Genomic DNA, 22,018 nt, shown 5'->3' on the forward strand with positions numbered 1-22,018 from the left:
TGCTTGGAGGTCTTTTTGCTACTCTGGCCTGAACTCGGTCAAGCTCAGATTGGCCAACAACAGACCGTGAGAATCACCGATGTCGTAACGTTCTCCATTTAGCTTTACACCGTTCAGGCCATCGCAGATCAGCAGTGATTGCATGGCGTCCGTTAGTTGTATCTCATTCAGTACGCCAGGTGCTGTTGCTTCCAAATGGTCGAACAGAGCGGGGGTGAACACATATCTCGCGCAGAAAGCAAGATTCGAATCCGTCTGGCTTGGGTCAGGTTTTTCTATCACCTGTTTTCCGTGGTAGATTCCATCTTCAAATTCAGCGCCTTCCAGAATTCCATAACGTGATACCAAGCACTCGTCCACTTCGGTTACACCAACCACAGAGCGTTCATATCTATCAAAAGCTTCAACCAGCATTTTTGTGAATGAGATGTTGTCGTCTGTATGAATGATGCTGTCGCCAAGTAGAACGGCAAATGGTTCATTTCTTACCGCTTCTTTGGCACACAGGACAGCATGCCCCAATCCTTTTTGTTCTCGCTGATAGACCACGGTCACTTTCACCATGTTCCAAATACGTTCCAACTCTTCAAGTTGCTGGTGCTTTCCGCTCATCAGAAGCTGTTGTTCCAAGCGTTTGTTTGGACGGAAATACTCTGCCAGCGCTTCTTTTCCCTCGCTGATCACAAGGATCACTTCTTCAATACCGGCCTCAACCGCTTCGCTTACCACGTGTTCGATCACAGGTCGTCCGCAAACTGGTAACAGTTCTTTGGGAACGATGGATGTGATAGGTAACATGCGGGTACCGAAACCCGCTGCAGGAATAACCGCTTTTCGCACTCTCATTCCTCGTAAACGATTTCGGGTAGAAGGATGTTCACGCCTGCTGATGCAAGATCTCGTTTCAACTGTTGAAGCATTTTTTCATTGCGGTACATGCCAATAATGGCTCCGCCAGAACCACAGAACTTAGCGCTCGCTCCACTTTTTCGTGCCAGCATGACCAATTCTACTTGCTTCAGATGCAGCTGCGTCAAACGGTTTCGAGCATCAAAATTTGCATTGATGCAATCATTCATCACATCAAAATCACCTTCTTCCAAAGCACTTTTGAACTTAAGGGTGAGTTTTTTCCATGTTTCCACGGCCTCTAACATCTCCGTGTCGCCTTTATTGAAACGGTCGCGAAGACTGCTATGGGTCTTCTCGGATCCTTCTGCCAAAACATCAGAATAAGCGATGTAAATGTTCTTCAACGGACGTTTACAGCGTTCATATTTCCCGTGTGGATTAGTATTGAAATGGCTTTCGTCAAAATCCATAAAGACGGGATAATTGTAGGCCTGGGCCACGCGATCTTGAAGGCCTGCGGGTATGCCCAATTCAACCGTTTCTACCTGCCATGCCAAGTTTGCCAGTAGCCAAGGCTGCATTTTTACACCATACCAACCGCCCAAGGCGCGCAAACAGGCCGAAATAATGGCACTTGAACCAGAAAGTCCGAGCAATACAGGAATATCGGTCGTGTAACTTAAACGAAAGCCGCGGTCATGCAATGGAAGGTTGTTCTCCTCGCAATATCGGATGAAGGTGAGCAGCGTTGCTTTCAGCAATCGAAGGCCACCGTAATAGCCCATGTTACCTACAGAACGCTCAAATGCACCGAGATCTTCCCATTCCAGCAGATCCACTTTTCCAGGCATTACCTGAATTCGGTCATGTTCCTCCAAACGTACTTCTGCATGAAAGTCGCTGAACACGAAGGCAATCGTCATTCCCCCAAAACCGTCCGATGGGTTTCCGATCAGCGCTGCGCGCGGATATGCAATACCTATAACGCCAGATGCCATGTGGCAAATTTAATTGTTAGGCTGACCTGAGACGTGAAACAGAAAACTACAATGACCTACATTTGGAGCAAACGAAAGAATTATGGGACGTTTCTTTTATTGGCTGGCGCATTTTTTCTGGTACAGGATCGGTGGTTGGAAAGTGGTTTCCCCGCTTCCTAAAGATCTGAAGAAAGCGGTGATCGCTGCTGCCCCGCATACATCAAATGAGGATTTTCCAGTTGGTATTGGAGCATGGTATTCTGAACATCGTGATGCAAGTTTCATTGCTAAAAAAGAGCTTTTCGATGGTCCGATGGGATTCATGTTCCGTGCAACGGGCGGAATTCCTATCGATCGGGCCAAGAGCAAGAACATGGTGGAACAGGCTGCGGATTTCTTCAGGGAGCGGGACGAACTGATTTTGGTGATCGCACCTGAAGGAACGCGTGCTTGGAAGCCGAGATGGAAAACAGGTTTCTATTACATAGCCAAAACGGCAGGCGTTCCGATCATACTCGCTTATATGGATTTTGCGAAGAAGGAGGTGGGCATGGGCGAGCTTTTCTGGCCTACGGATGATGAAAAAGCCGACTTCAAATACATTGAAGACTTTTATGCTAAGGTCACGGCCAAACATCCTGAGAAGTACAACCCGAAACTGACAGAATAGCAACAAACGCAATCTGGTACGGTTTAATACGTTTAGAGAACCATGTACAGAATAGAAGCAGCCATACCAAAAGAACTGGAGTATGCTGAACGTTTGACACGTTTGATGGACGATCAGTTCAAAGTTCCTTTCATCAATTTCAGATTTGGTCTCGACCCCATTCTTGGCCTGATTCCGTGGGTGGGTGATCTTGTTTCATTCCTCATTTCCGCATTGATCGTTTCTGCCTTGGTGCGCAACGGAATGCCGCTTGGACTGATCTTGCGCATGGTGGCCAATATCGTTTTCGACTTCCTGCTGGGCGGAATTCCCGTTATCGGTGGCATTTCTGACTTTTTCTTCAAAGCCAACCGTAAGAACTTGGTGTTGGCGAGGGAATATTTCGAAAACCCGATCAAAGCTTGACCATCGGAAAAGGTTTCCAAGGCTTTTTCTTGAGATGATGTTTGAAACTTTGGAAGAGAATTCCATGAAATCCGAGCAATGGGAACTGTCTGGTCAGTTGGCTGTATTCCTTCTTGGAAATACCGAATCGGATCAGACCTCCTGAGAAATCTACCAGGTCAGCTTTTCGGAAGAGTTCCACGGAAGTTTCGAACGTTCCGTGGTAAGGCAGTAGTTTATGGTGCTGTTCTATCATCATCAGAATCTCGTCCGTCCAAGCTGATTTTCCGATTGCATCGAGATGCTCAGAACACAACTTTTCTGATGGTTCCAGATAGTTCCACGTGTTTTCCATCCAAATTCCGAGGTCGTGAAAAGCACAGGCGATGGCCAGTTTTTCATCATTCAGAGAATTATCGCTGTCCAACTTCTTGGCGAGAAAGAATACGCGTGTTGCGTGATTGAGATAAGGCTGTGCCGCTGAACCGAGTTCGGGCAGAAAATCTTTCAGAATTTCCTCGATCCGATTCATCGTTTACAATGGAAAGAAATACGGTTCGTTACCGTCCCACCAGCGGTAATCCATCACACGCGGCCATTTCGGATCCATCATTTCCGATTCCCATTTGGCATGTTCTTCCATCAGTTGCTTCACAATTTCAGGGTGCGAATCGTAAAGATTTGTTCGTTCTTCCTTGTCTTCCGTCACGTTGTAAAGCGCATGGTTGCCGCTCATTCCGTCCGTTATCAGTTTCCAATCTCCCATTCGGATGGCACGGTTGTAACCCGACCGCCAGCAGAGTTTGTCGTGCAATTTTTCTGTTGACGAATCGACCAGAACGGGCAGGAGGGAAGTGCCGTCTGTAACTCGGTTTGCATCGTAATCAATTCCGACCAATTCCAGCGCAGTTGAGAAGATGTCCATGGAAATAACAGGGTTGCCGTAGTTGGTGCCTTGAGCCACATGTCCATCCCAGCGGATCATGAACGGAACATTCAGACCGCCTTCAAAATTGGTGAACTTACCACCCTTCAGCGGAGCATTATCTGTTGCTCCTGTATAAGTTGCACCACCATTATCGCTCAGAAAGAAAACGATGGTGTTCTCCATCAATCCGAGTTCTTCCAGATGACCGATGATGCTTCCGACCGCGTCATCCAGTTGCCAGATCATGGCGTTGTAAACCCGCTTGTTGCGGTCGGTGATGTGTTCCAACTTGTCGTAATACGGTTTGGTGGCCTGAAATGGTGTGTGTGGCGCCAAGAACGGAACATAGAGGAAAAACGGTTCATCCTTGTGCTTGTCAACAAATCCGTTGGCTTCCTCCGCAATTCGGTCTGTGAGGTAGAACTTCTCATCGATCACATCGTCATTTCTTCGGATGGCGCAATTTCCTGTTCTGCCTTTTCCCCAGATGAAAGGGTCTGAAAAATCCTTGTGGTGTTGGTTGACAATGTTCGGGTCGCTCGTATCGGCCATATATAAGGAATAGGCTTCGTAGAAACCGTACTGATAATCGAATCCGCGATTGATAGGGATGGCGTGTTCGCCAGCACCCAAGTGCCATTTTCCCGCAATTCCTGTTCTGTAACCTGCTTTCTGAAGAATTTCTGAGAGCATGATCTCAGAGGGCGGCATGCCGTTTTTCATCATATCCTGAAATCGTGGAAACTCGATCTGATCGGCAACAAGCCAATCTCCCGTGGCAATGAAATTCTTGTAAACGAACATCTCGATCCGATTTTTCGGATAGCGGTCATGTGGCTGATACTCGAAACCGAAACGCTGCTGGTAGCGTCCTGTCAACATTCCAGCCCTTGAAGGCGCACAGATGGGCGAAGTGATGTAACCTTCGGTAAAGGTCATGCCTTTCAGGCCAATGGAATCGATATTGGGGGTTTGGATGGGCGGATGGCCGTAAAGAGAGATGTCAGTTTTCCCGAGGTCATCAGCAATGATGATGACGATGTTCGGTTTTCTGACCGAATCTGGATGAATCGTACTCAGAAACTCCTGTTTCTCGTGGATTTTCTCCTGATCGAACGTGATCTCAAAACGCTTCGATGTCAACGGCCAAAAACCGTATGCAAGCAAAACAACAATTACAAGAAGAGAAGAAATGAGAATGGTGCGCTTCATGCGCCAAACATAACCGTATTACAGGTTATTTCAGTTGATCCACATCACGGATGAGAATGCTCGAACGGTCGAAATTGATGAGATTCTCTTTTTTGAGTTCATTGAGTACGATGGTCACCAATTGGCGCGAAGTACCTGTGATGTTGGCCATGTCTTGATGCGTAAAACCGTGTTTAATAAGCGTTTCGTCCGCGAATTTGATTCCGTTCTTGGTTGCCTGCTCCTTAAGAAAGGCAATGATGCGCGTGCGAGCATCGTCAAAAACCAACTGTTCCAAACGTTTTTCTGACCGTGTAATGCGCTCACCGAGTTTCTCGATCATCCGTAAACCAACTTCGGGACTCTTGTTGATGAGTTCTTTCAGCGCATGAACAGGAATTCTCAGTACCTCAACTCCTGATTTGAGGGTAGCTGCGAAATCAGGGCGTTCAATCATGCCCGACAGCCCCAATTCACCGAACATTTCGCCTGGATAAAAGATGTTTTTAATGACCTCTTTTCCTTCGTCATTGATGGTTCCGGTTTTTACCATGCCATCGACAACAAAATAGACCCAGTCGGCCATCTCTCCAGGGTTGTAGATGAATGCATTTTTCGGAAAACTCTTGAACTGTACAAATCGATTCAGGAAATCCTGATGTTCAGCAGGAAGATCTCGCAACACAGGCACACTCTCAAAGACGTCAGCTTCCACTATCATATGTCGTTAATTGTACATTCATCCAAATTTCCGCATCATATCAACAAACGGTTACACACTTGTTTCAACCGCTTTCAATCATGTCTCCAACTGTATTTTTTTGACAAACTACTTTCCAAGACACAATAATGGAACAGCCGATTAGGTTTCGATGTTTACTTTCCACTTCCTCACTATTTTTGGGAAATTGTTTTTCGAATTTTGGTAGGTTATGAGATCTTCAAGAATCTTACTTACGTTGCTTATCGTTTTGTCGGTTGGATACCTTGCACTTGCCTTAATTTCACCATCACATGTGCAGGTTGAAAAATCGATTACGGTAAATAAATCTGTTGCGACAGTATTTGCGGAACTAAATTGTTTCGACCAATGGCAATACTGGTGCCCGATGGATTCAATGTTGGATCATAGTATCAGGACCTATTCCGATAATCCGTGTGGAAAGGGTGCTTGGGTTTCATGGAATGGTGGCGATAAAGGTGAAGTAAAATGTGTTTTGAGGTCATTAGAAGAAGATGAGCTCCTCGGTTTGGAGCTTACGGGTTTTAACCACAGGAGTCATCATGCCATTGATATCGGGTTGAAACCACTGAATGGGTTGGCAACGGTTACTTGGAAAATGAAGTGCGAAGAAGAACCACTATTAAGAAGACCACTTAATCTTGTTTACCGACATCAACTCAACGAATTTGTTGCGAACGCCCTTACTGCGCTAAAAAACCGTACCGAAGCACTCCCTAAGGTGGTTAATGACTACGAAATCTTCATCAGAAGTATTTCCAATAAAAACTGTCTGTTCATCAGACGCATGGTGAATAAAGGAGAGCTTGACTATTTTCTCCGCTCGGCTTTCGTGGATTTGGAGAATTATGTTTCGGAAAAACGAGCATCGGTTACACAGGTCCCAATTGCGGTGTTTTACGGTTGGTCAGATTCGGTAGTTGATGTTGCTGCCTTAGTGATAACTGACCGAAAGATTAAGACCGAAGGAGAGCTTCAAATGGTAGATGTCAACTATCCCGAAGCAATTATTGTAACTCATAACGGAGGGTTGTCAAATGTTGGAGATGGCCACTACGTAGTGGAGAATTATATGAGGGAAAACGGTTTGGAATCCGTTGGATTGTTTTATGAAGCGTATAAGGTGGGCTATTACAACGAAACAGATTCAAATAAGTGGCAGACAGACCTGGTCTATCCTGTAAAGGGTAAAGAATAGTTTTTCGATTCAGATATTATACCGTCTGCGATTCATTCAGACCTGATATATTCATGGGTATTGCAACTACTTTTGCAGATTCTGATGTGTCGCTCCGTTTTCAAATGCTTACCGATGTGCTGGTTGCTGGTTGCAATCCTGTTCGATATGCGTTCGGCAAGTGCCCAGGAACTTACCCGGCAGGTTCGTGGATCCGTTGTGGATCAAGACACGAAAATTCCCCTTATCGGTGCAACTGTTCTTGTGGTTGACTCGGATCCGCTGATCGGAGCTTCTACAGATGTTGACGGTCGATTTACACTTTTGAATGTTCCTATCGGGAGGCATGATCTGCAGGTTCAGTATCTCGGTTACGAACCTAAGAACATCAACCAAGTAGATATAGGTAGTGGGAAAGAAGTGGTTTTGACCATCGAAATGATGGAATCGACCGCAGAGTTGCAGGAAGTGGTTGTGAAGGCTGAGAAAGATCCTTCGAAACCGAACAATGAGATGGCCGTGGTAAGTACGCGTTCGTTCTCTCTGGAGCAGTCGGAGCGATTTGCCGCCAGCATGAACGACCCCGGACGGATGGCACTTTCCTTTGCGGGGGTCAATCTTACCAATGACATTACCAATGCTATATCAATTAGGGGAAATGCACCGAAAGGACTGCTTTGGAGATTGGAAGGGGTGGAAGTTCCGGTTCCCAATCATTTCAGTATCGATGGACTTTACGCGGGAAATGTTTCCATCCTCTCCAATAATCTCTTATCCACCAGTGATTTTTCTACGGGAGCTTTCCCTGCGGAATATGGTAACGCACTTTCTGGCGTTTACGACCTGCGCCTACGTTCCGGAAATGACCAAAAAAGGGAATACACGGTTCAGGCCGGATTCCTTGGTCTGGAGGCTTCGGTCGAAGGCCCATTCATAAAAGGAAAGAGGTCATCTTATCTCATCAATTACCGATACTCGACCCTTGGTCTGTTCAAAGCCGCTGGCGTTAAGTTGCAGGGCGATCTGAATACCGCATTTCAGGACATTAACATGAAATTGAATTTTCCGACCAAAAAGTTCGGGGTCATTTCAGCGTTCTTGGTTGGAGGTCTCAGCGATGCTGGTTTTGCGGCTGAACGCGATACGACCAAATGGAGAAAGGGGTGGGATCAAAGCCGTATCAATCAGGATTCGAAGAATAATTACATCGCTACCGGGGTCGGACATCGTTTCATCATCAACGAACGGAATTACATTCAGACCACCATTGCTTACACCCAATCGGGGAACAACCTTCAGAACAGTTACCTCACTGATTCGCTGACCTTACAAGACTATTGGTGGTACAACGTTTATAATCGCGCAATCCGTACTGCAACGCAGGTCAATACCAAGCTCAGTTCAAAACATCATCTGCGTTATGGCTTCAACTACAGTCGGCTTATTTTTTCAATGGAAGACCGATGGTTGGAAGGTTGGGGAAAGTCTTATTTCGCTAACGGAATTGCCAATTTTTACCAAACGTATGTGCAGCATCGCTATCGGGTCACATCTGATTTTACGATTTACACGGGCATGCACATCAGCTACTTTGATGTGAACGCCAAGTTTGCGTTTGAACCAAGATTTGCCTTGGATTGGAAATTTGCTCCTAAACACAAGCTCTCTTTCGGTGCTGGAATGCATAGTCGTCAAGAGAGTCTTGCATTCTATTTCATTGAGTCAGGATCGAGTACCACTCCCGTGAACCGCTACTTGGATTTCAGTCGGGCGGTGCATGCTGTACTTGCGTACGATTTCCAGATTCTCAGGAATTTGAATCTTCATGCGGAAGCTTACTATCAGTACTTGTACGGAATTCCGGTGAAGAAAAAACCGAACGATTACTCGACCATTAACGATATGGATTCGTACAGCAAACGTGCGCTGGTTAATAACGGGCTTGGTATGAATTACGGGTTGGAATTGACCATTGACAAGAGTTTCTCGAAGAACTACTACGTGCTGGTCACAGGGTCGCTTTATAATTCACGTTATCAGGGTTCCGATCATATTTGGAGAAATACCAGATACAATGGCAACTATATAACCAGCCTTACAGCGGGTAAGGATTTTCGGGTTGGTAAGAACGGTAAGAACATTATCGGTGTGAACATTAAACTGTTTTATGCAGGTGGAAGACGCATTACACCGATCGATCTTCAGGCCTCCATTGCCCAAGGGTCGGAAGTGAAGGATGAGACCCGAATACTGGAAGGTCGTATTGCAGATTATTTCCGGCTGGATATGCGTTTGCGCTTCAAGCAGAATTTGAAGAAGATAGCTTGGCAGGTTTCGCTCGATGTTCAGAACGTGACCAATAGACTGAACGAGATTAACCGCAAATACAACCCAGCCCAACAAAAAGTTGTTGCCAAGTATCAGCAGGGAATCATTCCGGTACTCAAGTTCAGGGTTGAATTCTGATTTCCGTTCGGGATCGTGTTTCTTTGAGACCGATGAAAGGTTTGCGTTTTGTAGCTGTCATTATCACCGTATTTAGCTGTTCCAGCATTTCTGCGGCCGAGCTTGTTCCTTTTTACGAAGGTTTGGCTCCAAATACAGAACAATTGTTCGAGAAGATGCAGAAGGAACATCGGGTCGGCTCGTCCAATTCGTGTTTGTACGCGAATGAGCTTGTTCGTTCTACAGCAGATTCAGATTTCGAACTCAGACTTTGGTCAAAGTTGACTTACGCTTATCTGCTCCTCGAAAACGATAGCATCTTAAAGGCTGAACAACTTCTTTCCGATAGTTCGATCCTTGCAGATAATGACCTGAACGGTTGGCTGAAAGGGTTTTATGATCTGGATAGAAGTCTTGTTTATTCGTACAAAGGAGATTATTTCAAGGCCGATCGGCTACTTAGAGACGCGATTAAAAATACGGGGACTGAATATCGAGAACTGTATGCGAAGCTGAATGCGCTTCTGGCAGACAATCTTCGGTATCAGGGAAAACTTGAGCAAAGTCTCGTCAAATGGTTCGAAACCTTGAACTTGAGTGAGGAACTGAATGATTCTGCCCTCATTGCCGATGTTTTTGTGGGAAGGGGCACAGTACGTTTTCTACAGGAAGACCTGGACAGGGCCGAGCAGGATATTCAAGTTTTTTTCAACTACAACAAGCGTATTGGGAATAAGAAGAATGTTGCATACGGCTGGTCGCTGCTTGGTTTGATAGAATATCAGCGTGGCAATTATCAAAAGTCGATCGAATACAACATTACAGGATACGAACTTCGAAAGGATATCCATGACCTGAAAGGGCAGGGCGAGAGCCTGAACAACCTTGCCCTTGGATACATGGGGTTGAAAAACTGGACACAGGCTTTGCGGTACCTACAAGAAGCCATTGAAGTGAAAACCCGTGCCAACGATCTTACACAGACCACAGTGATCCTCAACAACATCGGTCATTGCTTTGCGAAGTTGGGCGATAAAGACGAAGCACTTCGATATTTCGAACTGGCGCTGGAAAAAGGAGTTCAAAATGGACAGATGCGGGATGTCGTCCGTTCGTACGAGAACATTATTCGCATTCACAGCAAAGAGGAAAACTATAGGGCTGCATTTGATATGCAGACCAAATTACTTGCCTTGAAAGACAGCTTGAACACCGCAGAACGCAATGAGGCCATCAATGAATTGGAAGTACGCTACGGAACAGAGACGAAGGAGCAAGAGATACAATTGCTGCAACAGGAAAAAACGATCGTGGCCAATCGATGGCTCACCTTGGCAATGGGACTATTTCTGGCAATCATTTTCGGTATTCTCTTCATCGACAATCAGAAACGAAAGCACCGACAGGAAACACAATTGCTTGTGGCACAGGATGAATTGCGGAGATTGGAATTGAAGAACATGGCCGACCAATTGGGACACAATCAAAAGAAACTGGCACTTTACACAGAGAATCTTATCAAAAAGAATGAGCTGGTAGGGCAGTTGGAAAACCGATTGAAGGAAACGGTTGAAACCGCGATTTCAGAACCTTCTCAAGGCAAGAAGATCATGGACGATTTTTCCAGCGTTAGAATTCTTACCGAAGATGATTGGAACGAATTCAAAGAACTTTTTGATGGTGTGCACCGTGGACTTCTCGATCGGTTATTGGAAACATATAACGGTCTAACACTTGCCGATCAGCGACTGTTTCTGCTAATGAAACTCAACCTGTCTACCATACAGATTGCCAATATCCTCGGTGTTTCACCTGATTCTATAAAGAAAGGTCGCTATAGATTGAAGAAGAAACTTTCGTTGGAAAATGAAATGTCATTGCAGGATTTCGTGACTTCATTTTAGGTGCGTAAAGTCCTTTGTCCACCTGTTTGTCCACCTGAATATTGAGGATTAGTGAAAATATTATGCGATATTTGTTACGTGTTTCACGTAATAATAATTGCAGATTATGGACATACAGGCTAACTATATTCACTTAGAGCAGTTCAATTTGTTCGACAATATTCCTCGTTCGGTCTTAGAGGAAGTTTCAAATTTCACTACGCTGAGAAGTAGACCTAAAAACTCGTATGTCTACCATCCCGGAGATCCAAGCGAAGTGCTTTTCATTTTAAAAGAAGGCCGCATCAAGGTTGGTAATTACTCTGATGATGGAAGAGAGGTGATCAAGGCGATCATACAGCCCGGTGAGCTTTTCGGAGAAATGGGATTGGCCGGTGAGGAGAAGCGAAATGAATTCGCAATTACCATGAAAGAAGAATGTTCTTTCTATATGATATATGTGGCCGACCTTAAAATGGTCATGAAGGATAATCCGGAGTTGAGCCTTCGACTTATAGACCGCATCGGCTCGCGTATAAGAAGGACCGAAAGCAGGTTGGAGTCTATCATTTTTAAGGATTCGCGAACAAGGGTTGTTGAGTTCATTAAAGGTATGGTGGACAAGGTTGGAAGAACGTATGGTGACGAGGTGCTTTTGGAACATTTTCTCACCCATCAGGATATTGCAAATCTCACAGGAACATCACGTCAGTTTGTAACGAGCGTGTTGAATGACCTGAAGAGAGATAAGATCATCAAGTTTGATCGGAATACGATTTTGGTGTCTGACACTAAGGGGTTGGCGTCATTGACATCAACAGGTCTGGCTTAACGGATAAAATTAGGGGTTGGATTCGTTTTAGAGATTCTCAGTCTCAGCCAGACCAAAACCGCGAGCAGTACTGCTCGCGGTTTTTTTATTGAATTTGGTCAAAAGAAAAAGGAGCGCAATTTGCGCTCCTTTACCAACAAACCGGATTCTTATAAGAATTGAGGAAAACCTAAAACCTCAACTTACTTCGACCTAAGGAGAAAACCTAAAAACTCCTGTTTCGGGGACCAATCCGAATGCTGCGGTCGAAGGTTTGAATCCTATTAGCGTTTGTATTAATAATCTGTTTCCTCAAGACCGATGATCTTTGCTTCTGCATCGATCTGACTTTGAGTGATGTTGTTCTCTTTGATTAATTTGTCAATGGTAGCTTGGTCAATGTTTGAAGTATCTCGTGTTGTTATTACTCCGAATGCGACCAATACAGCGATTAAAAGTTCCATAATTCCTTATTTTTAATTGGTTAGACTGAGTCCTTTTATGTGAAAGGCGTTGTATTCGTTTGGTCGTTTATCGATACTTTTATTTTTTATCGACAAACGACACAATTGACCTTGAAAGGGCTGGAACAACTGCGCAGTATCCACTTCATGATGGACAGGAATGAGAAGGTTGCATTGCGCAACTATCTCAATTGCTTCGAATCGAGAAAGAAGGGGCATAAACCCCGATCGGTCATTCTCCTCGACCTTCTTGAGAAATATGAGGACGACAAAAAGGTTCTCCTTCTGCTCAAAAAGAAGATTCCTTCGGAAGATGCAAGGAGGATGGTCATCATGCGACTCAGAGAGAAGATGCTCGCTTCCCTCAGTCTGGACATCAATGTTTCAAGAGAAGAGAATTATGATGAACAGGCACGTGTTAGGGCAACGGTGGTTCTCGGAAAGTTGCAATCAGGGCTACTTCTTGGAAGAGGTCAGCGAAAATTCGGCTTCTTCGTATTGGATCGGGCCATTGAGAATGCTGTTCAATATGAGTTTTATGATGATCTGGTGGAAATGCTTTCCATGAAGCGGCAGCTTGTCAAGGCCTATACTGGTTCAGATCAGGCTTTCTATGATCTGGTCTCAGAAATTGAAGAATACGCGAAGAAAAGAGATGCAGCCAACTTGGCGAAGCAGTATTTCGAGGAGATCACGATGCGGTATGGTTTCAAGGGGCTGAGCCGTCTGCCGGCCGATCCGAAGCAGCTTGAATTCTTAAAGGAAAGAATAGACAACCTTCAGGATGCATTTGAAAAGACCGGTTCGGCAACGGTCGGGTATTACTATTTCTTCCTTTTGGTTGAATATCATCAACTACAGAATAATCTGGCAGAATCGTCTGAATCGCTTTCCAACCTGGCGCAGATCCTTGAGAATAATCCAGCTATAAGAAGAAAGGTGCGCTTGGCGAGTGTACACCTCAACCTTGGGGCCAATGAACTTTGGCGGCATCATTTCGCAGAGGCAAAGAAGGAGTTTGAGACCAGTTTGACCTACATCCGCGAGAATACCCGCAACCATGCGGTGATCACAGAACTGCTTTTCTATTCTTTATTTTATGCTGGCAAGATGGCAGAGGCCGAGCAAGTACTTGAAACCATTGTAGAAAGCAAGCATGTCGATCAGAGTGAGTTCCGCAAGGCGGTGAGAAGTTACCTACTTGCTTGCGTGTCGTTTGCCAAGGGCGAGTTCCGAAAAGTGAACCTGCGGCTGGCAAACAGCCATCACATAGGTAAGGATAAGGAAGGGTGGAACATTGGTTCACGTGTGCTGAGCATTATGCTTGCCATTGAACGCGAGAAGCATGATTATGCCGATTCGCAGATTGTCAATCTTCGCCAATTTATGCGTGAGGGGCTTAAAGGCATTGAAGTAAGACAACGCGATAAGCTGATATTGGAACTACTGGTGGAATTGCGTAAAAAGAGCTACGATTTTCAAGAGGTTGCGGAGGCTAAAAAGGAAATTCTCCAACAACTATATCTTGATAATATTGAAACAGGTTGGCTGCTGCAAACTCCCGAAATGATCTGTTTCCATACATGGTTTACAGACAAGTTGGAAGAGCGCGCCTACGAGCCAAATTATAGCCGCCAGTATATTTTCCGCGAAGCTGTTCTACAGTAATTCCCACTCTCCAATTCTTGATTTTTCGTGCTTTACCGATGAGGCATGTCGTTGGTCTATCAGTCGGTCATAACAAACGATTTTGTCGATCATTTTCTCCTTTTATCGAAAGGTTACAGTTGTTTGTCCATTTTTTGATGATTTAATTAACACTTATTTAGGATGCTCTGTAATCCTTAATTCACAGGCATTTCCTGCGTTTTAATTGGTTTCTGACTGTTCAGAATTACCCGAACTCTTGACAACCATATTATATAAGCAGCTCACCTTTGGGTCAACAAATCGAAACAACTGACCAAAAACAAAACGATTTAAAAACCCCCGCTGATCGGCCTGACCACCGAGAGGCATAAAACCTAAAGATTATGAGTGTTCTAAAAAACTTTAAAAAACTGAAGGCCGAAGGCAAAAAGATCGTAGTGGTGACCTCATACGATTACTGGAGTGCCAAGATCCTTAACGAGACTGACGTAAACGGTATTTTAATTGGTGACTGTTCAAGCATGGTGATGCATGGGCATGAAGACACGTTGAATTCTGACGTGGACATGATTGCCATGCACACCAGAGCTGTGAGAAAAGGCGCGAAAGACAAATTCCTTATCGCTGCCATGCCGTTTATGAGCAACCGCAAGGGATTGAAAGATGCAATGGATAATGTGGAAACCCTGATCCGTGCCGGAGCAAATGCGGTAAAGATTGAAGGAGTGGAGGGCAACGAAGAGCTTTATGCTCACCTGTCTGAGTCTGGCATCCCAGCCATCGGCCACATTGGCCTTACACCATCGCACCACAACATGATCGGAGGATTCAAAGTTCAAGGGAAAGACCTGGAAAGTGAGTTGCAGATCGTGGAAGACGCGAAGAAACTGGAAGAGCTCGGTTGTATTGCTGTTGTTCTGGAGGCGGTTCCTCAACATGTTGGAGCTGCTGTAAGAGATGCGGTCTCCATCCCAGTAGTAGGAGTGGGAGCGGGCATCGAGGTGGATGGCCAGGCACTTGTTCTTCAGGACATGCTCGGTTTCTCAACCGACTTCAAGCCAAAGTTCGTAAGGACCTACATGTACGGAGCTGACCTCATCAAAGATGCAGTGAATCAGTTTGCAGCCGATGTGCATGCAGAGGCTTTCCCATCTGCGAAAGAGACCTATGCTCCTGCCAAAGAGCAGTTGCAACTACTTAAGGTAGCGTAATCCAAGTCGAACCGACCAAAAACCTACGACCCATGGAAACGTCTTACCTGAAAATTGCAAAGAGTCTTTCTCCAGGCTTCTCTTACCCGAACTTCGATGCATTCATCGATAACCTCAACAATCAGGAAATGGAATGGTACGCCACCTTCCGCAACCACGTAACTGATAAGATCGAGGACTACGATTTCGAGGAGTTGACCGAGGAAGGCATCAGAACGCTGCTTCCTGTAAGAACCCTTGCTGCAATGATCATTATGCAAGAAGGTTTCGGTTGGGGAGATGCACAACTGATCAACGAGTGCAAAAATGACCTACGTGTCCGTCATGCTTTGGCCATAAGCGAAGCTGGAACTGTGCCTACGGCCGAGATGATGGATAAGTTCAAAACACTTTTGGCTGAGTTCAGCAGAAATACCGGAGTTGATCTAATGGCAGAATTGACCGAAAAGTTGACTGCCGATAAGGGTCCGGTAATGAAACTCGGAAGTGGAAGAATAATGCTTTGGGCTATGCGGGTGGCCTGACAGGAAAAAGAGATCCGCAAACCAACAAACCTGGAACTGGAACACCGAAGGCTTCTCACGAAAGTGGGGAGCCTTCGGTGCATTCAGCTATGTTAAAACATTTGCCTTTAAGTATTGCCTTGCAATTCCGGATGACGTGAAGGTCATGCTTTGTAGAGTATCATTCCATCTGTATGCTCCTCCGTCAATCGAACACGCGCGCTGCACGATAAATCATCTGACCTGATGATGGCCGTCATTCTCAATGACGCCTTCGCAAAGAGATCTTTGAGTTAACATTTTAAAAGAAAAATCATGTTATCCAGAAAAACACAAACCACAGTTTTGGGCATTATTGCCCTTTCCGTTGTTGTATCCTTCAGCTCCTGTAAAAAGGATGATGACCCTGATGACAGCGGCACAACTTCCATTGTCTTTAACCAGAACCTTACCTATGGAACGATGACCGATGTGGAGGGAAATTCCTACAAGACCATCCAGATCGGCAATCAGACCTGGATGGCCGAAAACCTACGGACCACGAAATACAATGATGGCAGCAACATCCATCTGGGTGTTGCCGACTCGGTGGGGTGGTATGTTTCGGGGGAAGGCATCTATTACACCTACAACGACACGCGCAATACGGATACCACCCGCATCATGGGCATGCTCTATTCGTGGTATGCTGTGAACACCGACAAATTGGCGCCTGCCGGATGGCATGTTCCGACCCAAGCTGAATGGGACGAGCTGGTGACCTACTTGGGAGGAACGAACACGGCCGGTGGTAAGATGAAGGAGACCGGATTCACCCATTGGGGCGATCCCAACTTGGATGCCACCAATGAGAGTGGCTTTACGGCCCTGCCTGCTGGACGGATGTATCCGATCGGGCCGACCTACACCCACTATTCCTTCGCTGCTTGGTTCTGGAGCACTACTTCATATAGTGCAGGCGAGGCCATTTATTGTGGCCTTGACCACAATAATGCTGTTGCGGCCAGATACCATTCGCAGAAAATTTATGGCTACTCGGTCCGGTGTGTCAAAGACTGAATTCCAATGCGGTAGATTGTAAAACATCCCCGGGCAAGCCATTCGCCCGGGGATGTTTCTTTCAGAGGATTACGTTGATCATTTTGTCTTCAGTTTTTCCTTGCAGTCGCATCCGAGTGCTTTGGCATTGGCCACAGCCGCATTGTAATCGTCTTTTGAACTGTAATCATCCACACAGAATTCAGGTGAAGCTCCTAATGGGCAATTGCTGCACTCTGCACATTTCTTACATGAGTTGAATCCCGCAACAGCTGAGAACATTGCAAGCATTAGTACGATCTTTTTCATGGTCGGTGTTTTTGGTTTGATGCAAGATAGTCAACCTATTGGGAAGTCCCGTCTTATCCTCATTTGCACTTTCTTCCACTTGGACCTTGGTGTCATTAGCTGCATCTGCAACGGTATCAGTAGCCAACGATGCAACGGACGTTCAACTTGCATTACCATCTGTGTCAGAGGTAAGCACATACCATCTGCTTGGTTACCATCCTAATACTTGATATGTACCACCACATGCAGGGTGGTATCAGGTATACTGGTACCAATGCCGATCCCTCCACTTTTGAGTACCACCATGGCATTGGAATTTTTCAGGTAGATTCCATTTCAGATCACAAATGGTCGGTCGTCATTATCCCAGCCGGTTGTGTTGTTCGGTCTTTGTTGGAGTTGTAACTTCCGATCCTGAAATTCATACTTCCTCAGCTTCCCGAACCTTTCACGCCTACGCAAACATGGTCGGTCTGCGAATGGGCGGAGGAAAGCAGGAAGATGAGGGCTGTAGTGAAACTGAATGTTCTCATGTGTTCATTCTTTTGATGTTATTTGGAAATGGTTGATTCCAATCCCAATTGTGCTTCAATTCTTTCGAGGCGGGATGAATTCGATGCTTTTTCAGCAGAAAGCTCTGCTTTCAACGCATCATTCTCCGCTTTCAACTCCTTCACCGCATTGATCAGCATATAGGTCATGGCCGAATTGTCCACGTTCAGGTATTCTGTGCCATCCTTTTCGAAGTTGCCCACCATGTAAGGGGCAATTTCCTGCAATTCCTGCGCGATCACACCCACGTATTCCGGTTCGGTATCGTAGCCTGATTTCTCATTGTAGTGATAAGTAACGGGGCGTATCTGCATCAATGCCTCCAAGCCATCGCTGTACTCGTTGATGTCCTGCTTCAGTCTGCGGTCTGAGGTGGCGGTCCAACTGCCACCGCCTGTTTTGGCGGCCGTGCCGTTCACCTGTAGCGCATAGGTTGGGCTGGTTGCAAAAATTCCAACGTTACCATTCTGATTGATGGTCAAGGCATCGCTGGCATCTACCCTGAAAAGAAATGAGTTTCCTGTTTTGAAAACGAAAGGGGAGTTGAGGTCAGCCGTGTCGGGTGTAAGGATGTCGAAGTTTCTGCCTGTGGCTGTCAGCAAACTCAGCAGTTTGGTTTCGGTGGTGCCATCAGTGGTGTTCACCTCAAGGCCGTTCGTGACGTTCAGTTCGCCATTCACCAGCAACAGATCATTGTCAAACTCTCCATAGATCAGGGGAGTTGATGTATTTGAGTTGGCGATATACAACTTGTTCGAACCTGTCTCATTGTAGCCAGCGTTTTTTCCGATGAATATGTTGTGGGTTCCATTCGCACACTCCCGTCCTGCTCCGTTGCCAATGTAAACGTTAGAAGCGCCATTTGTGGCGTTGAAGCCAGATTGGTATCCGATATAAACATTAGCTCCTCCGGAACTTGCATTGTACCCAGATGAACTTCCTATGAACGTATTCTCTGTTTCCGTGGTCTGATATCGTCCTGCGATGTTGCCTACAAATGTGTTGTTCGAGCCAGTGGTGTTTGATGAACCGGCCTTTCTTCCAATGAAGGTATTGGCTCCTCCGGACGTATTCATTTCGCCTGCCAGTCCTCCTAGAAAGACATTAAGTGTACCGCTACTGTTTGAGATTCCGGCCGCGCGACCGATGAACGTGTTGTCATCCGGGTCGTTGGCGAAAGCAATATTGGTGTAACCGTAAGCATTTGTTCCAATCGTCAATCGTTCACTCCCCGCAATATCAAATCGGATGATGTCCTCATCCGCGCTTTCCTCAACCTGAATCTTAGTGTCACCGTCAGCATCTGTTAATTCGGCAGATGTGGCCACCGACTGCCAACTGGCGTTTCCATCGGCATCGCTGGTCAGCACGTAGCCATCGGCCTGGTTGCCATCCTCATATTTTATCTGCCCCACCACATGCAGGGTGGTATCGGGTGTGCTGGTACCAACGCCTATTTCTCCGCTTTTCAGAACTACCATTGCATCTGAACGATTGGATGAGCCTGTTCCATTACCGATTGTAAAGAGGCGGTCTGCTAGATCCCAGTCGCTACTGTTGCTAGGGGTGTAATTCGTACTGTATCTGCCTATGGTGACCTCATAAGCAGAAGGTGCCTTTGTGTAGTGTCCAATGGACGTGGCCGAATATCCACTTGCAGTTGAGAACAATCCCATGGTAGTGGAATATCCTCCGCTGGCAGTTGTATTGAACCCCATGGCAGTAGCGTTTACTCCGCTGGCCACGGTGGAAGTTCCCATGGCGGTTGAGACGTCACCACTGGCGGTGGTCTGTGATCCCAGTGCTGTGGCCTTGACACCGCTGGCGTCCGTCAGATAGCCTAACGCGGTAGCAGATATGCCTTTGGCCGTGGTGCCGTATCCGCTGGCAAACGAGTAGTTTCCAATGTTGGATGCGTCCCATTCATTGAGATTGACCAGACCCGCGCGGAACGCACCTTTACCTTTGTCAAAGAAGAAGCGGCTGTCATGGTCAGTGTTCCCATCATCATCCAATTGGGGGGAGCCGAACACGAAGTCGTCTGCGGTCTCATCCACCATACTGCCTGGAAGAACAACCCCATTCAGTGTATCGAAAACGGAAGTGACTGGCAGGGAAGAGGCGGCTGTCCAATTGGCATTTCCCACGGAATCACTTGTCAGTACATAGCCATCGGCCTGCGTTCCGTTATTGATGCGCAGCGTTCCGTTTACGGCAAGGAAATCATTGTCGAATTCACCATAGATCAACGCGGCCGAGGAATCAGCATTTGAGTTTTCAATATAAAGTTTGTTGTCGCCAACCATGCTTTCTCCGGCATGTGCTCCCAACAATACACTATTACTGCCTTCAAAACCATACCCCGCCTTGTAGCCTAATGCCGTGTTCTCATCTCCAACGTTACCGGGAAAAGACTGTTGCCTTAAACTCCAGTAACCCACAGCGGTATTATTGTTTACGTTACCACGTTGCAATGCTTGGGATCCAACAACCACATTATAAGCCCCCGTCTCGTTCTCATTGAGCGTAAGGTATCCCAATGCGGTATTGGAATTGTAGTCAAGGTCGTCACTTGCTCCAGCTAATTCTCCAAGGAATACGGAGCTTCCAGTATTTAGTACTTCCAACCGTCCGCTGTCCATTCTGAAGAATTCGGTACCTGCCATGTCAAAGCGGATGATGTCCTCATCGGCACTTTCCTCCACCTGTATCTTGGTGTCCCCGTCAGCATCCGCAATCTCAATGGCCGTGGCGGTTGCTTGCCAACTGGCATTGCCGCTGGCATCGCTGGTAAGCACATAGCCATCGGCCTGATTGCCATCAACCAATTTCATGGTTCCCTCCACATGCAGCTTGGCGGATGGGGCAGAAGTTCCGATACCCACATTGGCACTGCTGCCCAACACGAGCGAATTGCTCTGAGTTACTGTTGCCCCCGCACCGATGGCCGTGGCGTTGGATAGGGTAGGGCTGCCATCGGCATTGGCCCCTATGTATGTGTTGCTGCTGCCTGTGGTGTTGCCATCTCCGGCATTGGTTCCCAGAAACGTGTTGCCTGCACCCGTGGTGGTGGCAAAACCCGTCCGATAGCCCAAAAAGGTGTTGGATGAACCTGTGGCATACCGACCACTTGATGTTCCGAAGTAGCTGTTGGCTGTGCCTATCAGATTCTCACGTCCTGCCTGAAAACCGACATACGAGTTGTTGCCGCCCGTGGTGGTGTTGTAACCGGCCTGGAAGCCGATGTAAATGTTGTTGCTCACATCCACCGCATTGTAGCCCGACTGGAAACCGATGTTGGTATTGTTGCTACCTGACTGATTCTTGTAACCTGCGGCATTCCCGATGGCGATGTTGTTGTTTCCCGTGGTGGTGTTATAACCTGCATAATAACCGATAAATGCATTTCGACTTCCGCTGGTTACCTTGCTACCTGCATGGTCGCCAATAAATGCATTGCGTTCTCCAGAACCTCCAGCGGCAATGCCATCGCCCGCACCGGGACCAATGGACACGTTCAGGTCGCCCAGCATGTGAAGCGCGTTCTCTCCCCCGAAGGTGATGCGTGCATCAGCGTCCATGTCCAGCTCACCATCGGTGGTGAAACGGGCAACTTCCATATCGTTTGTTCTGATGGTCAGATCTTGCGCATCCAGCGTGCCGATGAAGTTGACCGAATCATCAGTACCAGCGTTTCCATTGATGGTCCAATCATTTGGGTCGTTCCGCGAGCCGCCATCATTGCCTGAACCGCTTCTTTCTGCATAAAGTGCATAAGGAACGCTGAGCAGTTGAGAGGTTCCCATCTGCTGAAAATGGCCGTAGCCTTCCGCATCCATTTCCACGCTCAGATAATGCGAATCAGCTCCCCAATCGATTGTGCTGAATTCGCCTTCGAGAATCTCACCTGCTCCAATTGCCAGATTGAACAGACCGAGTTTGTTGGTCGTCACGGTGTGTTCCTCAGAATAGACCGGCCGGTCGAGGTCGTTTCCGCTCATGATGGCGATCCGAAGAATTACTTCCGAATCGGATAGGGCTTTTCCATCAGCATCGCGGGCCACAGCTTGGTAGTTGAACTTCTGCGGGGCCTGCTGCGCGAGTGCGGGCAAAAGGAAAAAGGAAAAAGGAAAAAGGAGAGAAAGGAGGAGCTTTTTCATGTTATTGGGAATATTGATTTTGTATTGGCGCACATGTTGATGCTTAGGGTGTGGTTGTCTCATGACTTTAACGTTTGCCTTTGGGA

Annotated in this window: 17 protein-coding genes; 10 read left to right on the forward strand and 7 right to left on the reverse strand. The window is 46.6% G+C overall.

What is annotated here, in order from left to right:
- Positions 1-18: 18 nt before the first annotated feature.
- On the reverse strand, positions 19-846 hold the full coding sequence (locus GC178_10755) for an NTP transferase domain-containing protein (GenBank protein ID MBI1288041.1): 828 nt from the start codon (positions 844-846) through the stop codon (positions 19-21).
- A complete protein-coding gene (locus GC178_10760) occupies positions 843-1,850 on the reverse strand; it encodes a GHMP kinase (protein MBI1288042.1) in 1,008 nt (335 codons plus the stop codon). Before GC178_10760 ends, GC178_10755 begins: the two co-directional genes overlap by 4 nt.
- Positions 1,851-1,932: 82 nt before the next feature.
- Here GC178_10760 and GC178_10765 point away from each other — a divergent pair, with 82 nt between their 5' ends.
- Positions 1,933-2,502 carry an acyltransferase gene (locus GC178_10765; GenBank protein MBI1288043.1) on the forward strand — a complete coding sequence of 190 codons (570 nt, stop codon included), beginning with the start codon at positions 1,933-1,935 and terminating at the stop codon, positions 2,500-2,502.
- A 42-nt stretch (positions 2,503-2,544) separates the two neighbouring features.
- The gene (locus tag GC178_10770) at positions 2,545-2,907 is read left to right on the forward strand and encodes a DUF4112 domain-containing protein (GenBank protein ID MBI1288044.1); all 363 of its coding nucleotides are present in this window, start codon (positions 2,545-2,547) and stop codon (positions 2,905-2,907) included.
- On the opposite strand, the gene GC178_10775 is transcribed toward GC178_10770, so the two are convergent.
- From GC178_10775 to GC178_10785, 3 genes are read right to left on the reverse strand one after another with little or no spacing between them, the layout of a single operon-like run.
- A complete protein-coding gene (locus GC178_10775; GenBank protein MBI1288045.1) occupies positions 2,897-3,418 on the reverse strand; it encodes an HD domain-containing protein in 522 nt (173 codons plus the stop codon). The genes GC178_10770 and GC178_10775 overlap by 11 nt on opposite strands.
- A 3-nt stretch (positions 3,419-3,421) precedes the next feature.
- A complete protein-coding gene (locus GC178_10780) occupies positions 3,422-5,026 on the reverse strand; it encodes a sulfatase-like hydrolase/transferase (protein MBI1288046.1) in 1,605 nt (534 codons plus the stop codon).
- Between the two features lie 25 nt (positions 5,027-5,051).
- Positions 5,052-5,726 (reverse strand): cyclic nucleotide-binding domain-containing protein, encoded by a 675-nt coding sequence (locus GC178_10785; GenBank protein ID MBI1288047.1) that lies wholly within the window; start codon positions 5,724-5,726, stop codon positions 5,052-5,054.
- A 211-nt stretch (positions 5,727-5,937) separates the two neighbouring features.
- On the opposite strand from GC178_10785, the gene GC178_10790 reads away from it, so the two are divergent.
- The 8 genes from GC178_10790 to GC178_10825 all read left to right on the forward strand — a co-directional run bounded on the left by GC178_10790 (position 5,938) and on the right by GC178_10825 (position 16,950).
- Positions 5,938-6,945: a hypothetical protein gene (locus GC178_10790; GenBank protein MBI1288048.1), complete on the forward strand. Its 1,008-nt coding sequence runs from the start codon at positions 5,938-5,940 to the stop codon at positions 6,943-6,945.
- Between the two features lie 84 nt (positions 6,946-7,029).
- On the forward strand, positions 7,030-9,390 hold the full coding sequence (locus GC178_10795) for a TonB-dependent receptor (GenBank protein MBI1288049.1): 2,361 nt from the start codon (positions 7,030-7,032) through the stop codon (positions 9,388-9,390).
- Positions 9,391-9,422: 32 nt separating this feature from the next.
- The gene (locus GC178_10800; GenBank protein ID MBI1288050.1) at positions 9,423-11,273 is read left to right on the forward strand and encodes a tetratricopeptide repeat protein; all 1,851 of its coding nucleotides are present in this window, start codon (positions 9,423-9,425) and stop codon (positions 11,271-11,273) included.
- A 106-nt stretch (positions 11,274-11,379) separates the two neighbouring features.
- Positions 11,380-12,084, forward strand: a complete 705-nt coding sequence (locus GC178_10805; protein ID MBI1288051.1) for a cyclic nucleotide-binding domain-containing protein — start codon at positions 11,380-11,382, stop codon at positions 12,082-12,084.
- A 554-nt stretch (positions 12,085-12,638) separates the two neighbouring features.
- A complete protein-coding gene (locus tag GC178_10810; protein MBI1288052.1) occupies positions 12,639-14,195 on the forward strand; it encodes a hypothetical protein in 1,557 nt (518 codons plus the stop codon).
- Positions 14,196-14,560: 365 nt separating this feature from the next.
- Positions 14,561-15,388 (forward strand): 3-methyl-2-oxobutanoate hydroxymethyltransferase, encoded by an 828-nt coding sequence (gene panB / locus GC178_10815; protein ID MBI1288053.1) that lies wholly within the window; start codon positions 14,561-14,563, stop codon positions 15,386-15,388.
- 32 nt (positions 15,389-15,420) lie between these two features.
- Entirely contained in the window at positions 15,421-15,912 is a 492-nt protein-coding gene (locus tag GC178_10820; GenBank protein ID MBI1288054.1) for a hypothetical protein, read from the forward strand.
- Between the two features lie 294 nt (positions 15,913-16,206).
- A complete protein-coding gene (locus GC178_10825; GenBank protein MBI1288055.1) occupies positions 16,207-16,950 on the forward strand; it encodes a hypothetical protein in 744 nt (247 codons plus the stop codon).
- 78 nt (positions 16,951-17,028) lie between these two features.
- Here GC178_10825 and GC178_10830 read toward each other — a convergent pair whose 3' ends face one another.
- Together GC178_10830 and GC178_10835 are read right to left on the reverse strand one after the other, a co-directional pair.
- Positions 17,029-17,238 (reverse strand): hypothetical protein, encoded by a 210-nt coding sequence (locus GC178_10830; protein MBI1288056.1) that lies wholly within the window; start codon positions 17,236-17,238, stop codon positions 17,029-17,031.
- 533 nt (positions 17,239-17,771) lie between these two features.
- Positions 17,772-21,995 carry a hypothetical protein gene (locus GC178_10835; protein MBI1288057.1) on the reverse strand — a complete coding sequence of 1,408 codons (4,224 nt, stop codon included), beginning with the start codon at positions 21,993-21,995 and terminating at the stop codon, positions 17,772-17,774.
- Positions 21,996-22,018: the final 23 nt, after the last annotated feature.

It is taken from the genome of Flavobacteriales bacterium, from assembly GCA_016124845.1.
In the GTDB taxonomy this organism is placed as follows: domain Bacteria; phylum Bacteroidota; class Bacteroidia; order UBA10329; family UBA10329; genus UBA10329.

Bases quoted from the DNA above. Each gene is read 5' to 3' on its own strand.
- GC178_10755 (MBI1288041.1), bottom strand. From the start codon at position 846: ATGAGAGTGCGAAAAGCGGTTATTCCTGCAGCGGGTTTCGGTACCCGC.
- GC178_10760 (MBI1288042.1), bottom strand. From the start codon at position 1,850: ATGGCATCTGGCGTTATAGGTATTGCATATCCGCGCGCAGCGCTGATC.
- GC178_10765 (MBI1288043.1), top strand. From the start codon at position 1,933: ATGGGACGTTTCTTTTATTGGCTGGCGCATTTTTTCTGGTACAGGATC.
- GC178_10770 (MBI1288044.1), top strand. From the start codon at position 2,545: ATGTACAGAATAGAAGCAGCCATACCAAAAGAACTGGAGTATGCTGAA.
- GC178_10775 (MBI1288045.1), bottom strand. From the start codon at position 3,418: ATGAATCGGATCGAGGAAATTCTGAAAGATTTTCTGCCCGAACTCGGT.
- GC178_10780 (MBI1288046.1), bottom strand. From the start codon at position 5,026: ATGAAGCGCACCATTCTCATTTCTTCTCTTCTTGTAATTGTTGTTTTG.
- GC178_10785 (MBI1288047.1), bottom strand. From the start codon at position 5,726: ATGATAGTGGAAGCTGACGTCTTTGAGAGTGTGCCTGTGTTGCGAGAT.
- GC178_10790 (MBI1288048.1), top strand. From the start codon at position 5,938: ATGAGATCTTCAAGAATCTTACTTACGTTGCTTATCGTTTTGTCGGTT.
- GC178_10795 (MBI1288049.1), top strand. From the start codon at position 7,030: ATGTGTCGCTCCGTTTTCAAATGCTTACCGATGTGCTGGTTGCTGGTT.
- GC178_10800 (MBI1288050.1), top strand. From the start codon at position 9,423: ATGAAAGGTTTGCGTTTTGTAGCTGTCATTATCACCGTATTTAGCTGT.
- GC178_10805 (MBI1288051.1), top strand. From the start codon at position 11,380: ATGGACATACAGGCTAACTATATTCACTTAGAGCAGTTCAATTTGTTC.
- panB (MBI1288053.1), top strand. From the start codon at position 14,561: ATGAGTGTTCTAAAAAACTTTAAAAAACTGAAGGCCGAAGGCAAAAAG.
- GC178_10820 (MBI1288054.1), top strand. From the start codon at position 15,421: ATGGAAACGTCTTACCTGAAAATTGCAAAGAGTCTTTCTCCAGGCTTC.
- GC178_10825 (MBI1288055.1), top strand. From the start codon at position 16,207: ATGTTATCCAGAAAAACACAAACCACAGTTTTGGGCATTATTGCCCTT.
- GC178_10830 (MBI1288056.1), bottom strand. From the start codon at position 17,238: ATGAAAAAGATCGTACTAATGCTTGCAATGTTCTCAGCTGTTGCGGGA.
- GC178_10835 (MBI1288057.1), bottom strand. From the start codon at position 21,995: ATGAGACAACCACACCCTAAGCATCAACATGTGCGCCAATACAAAATC.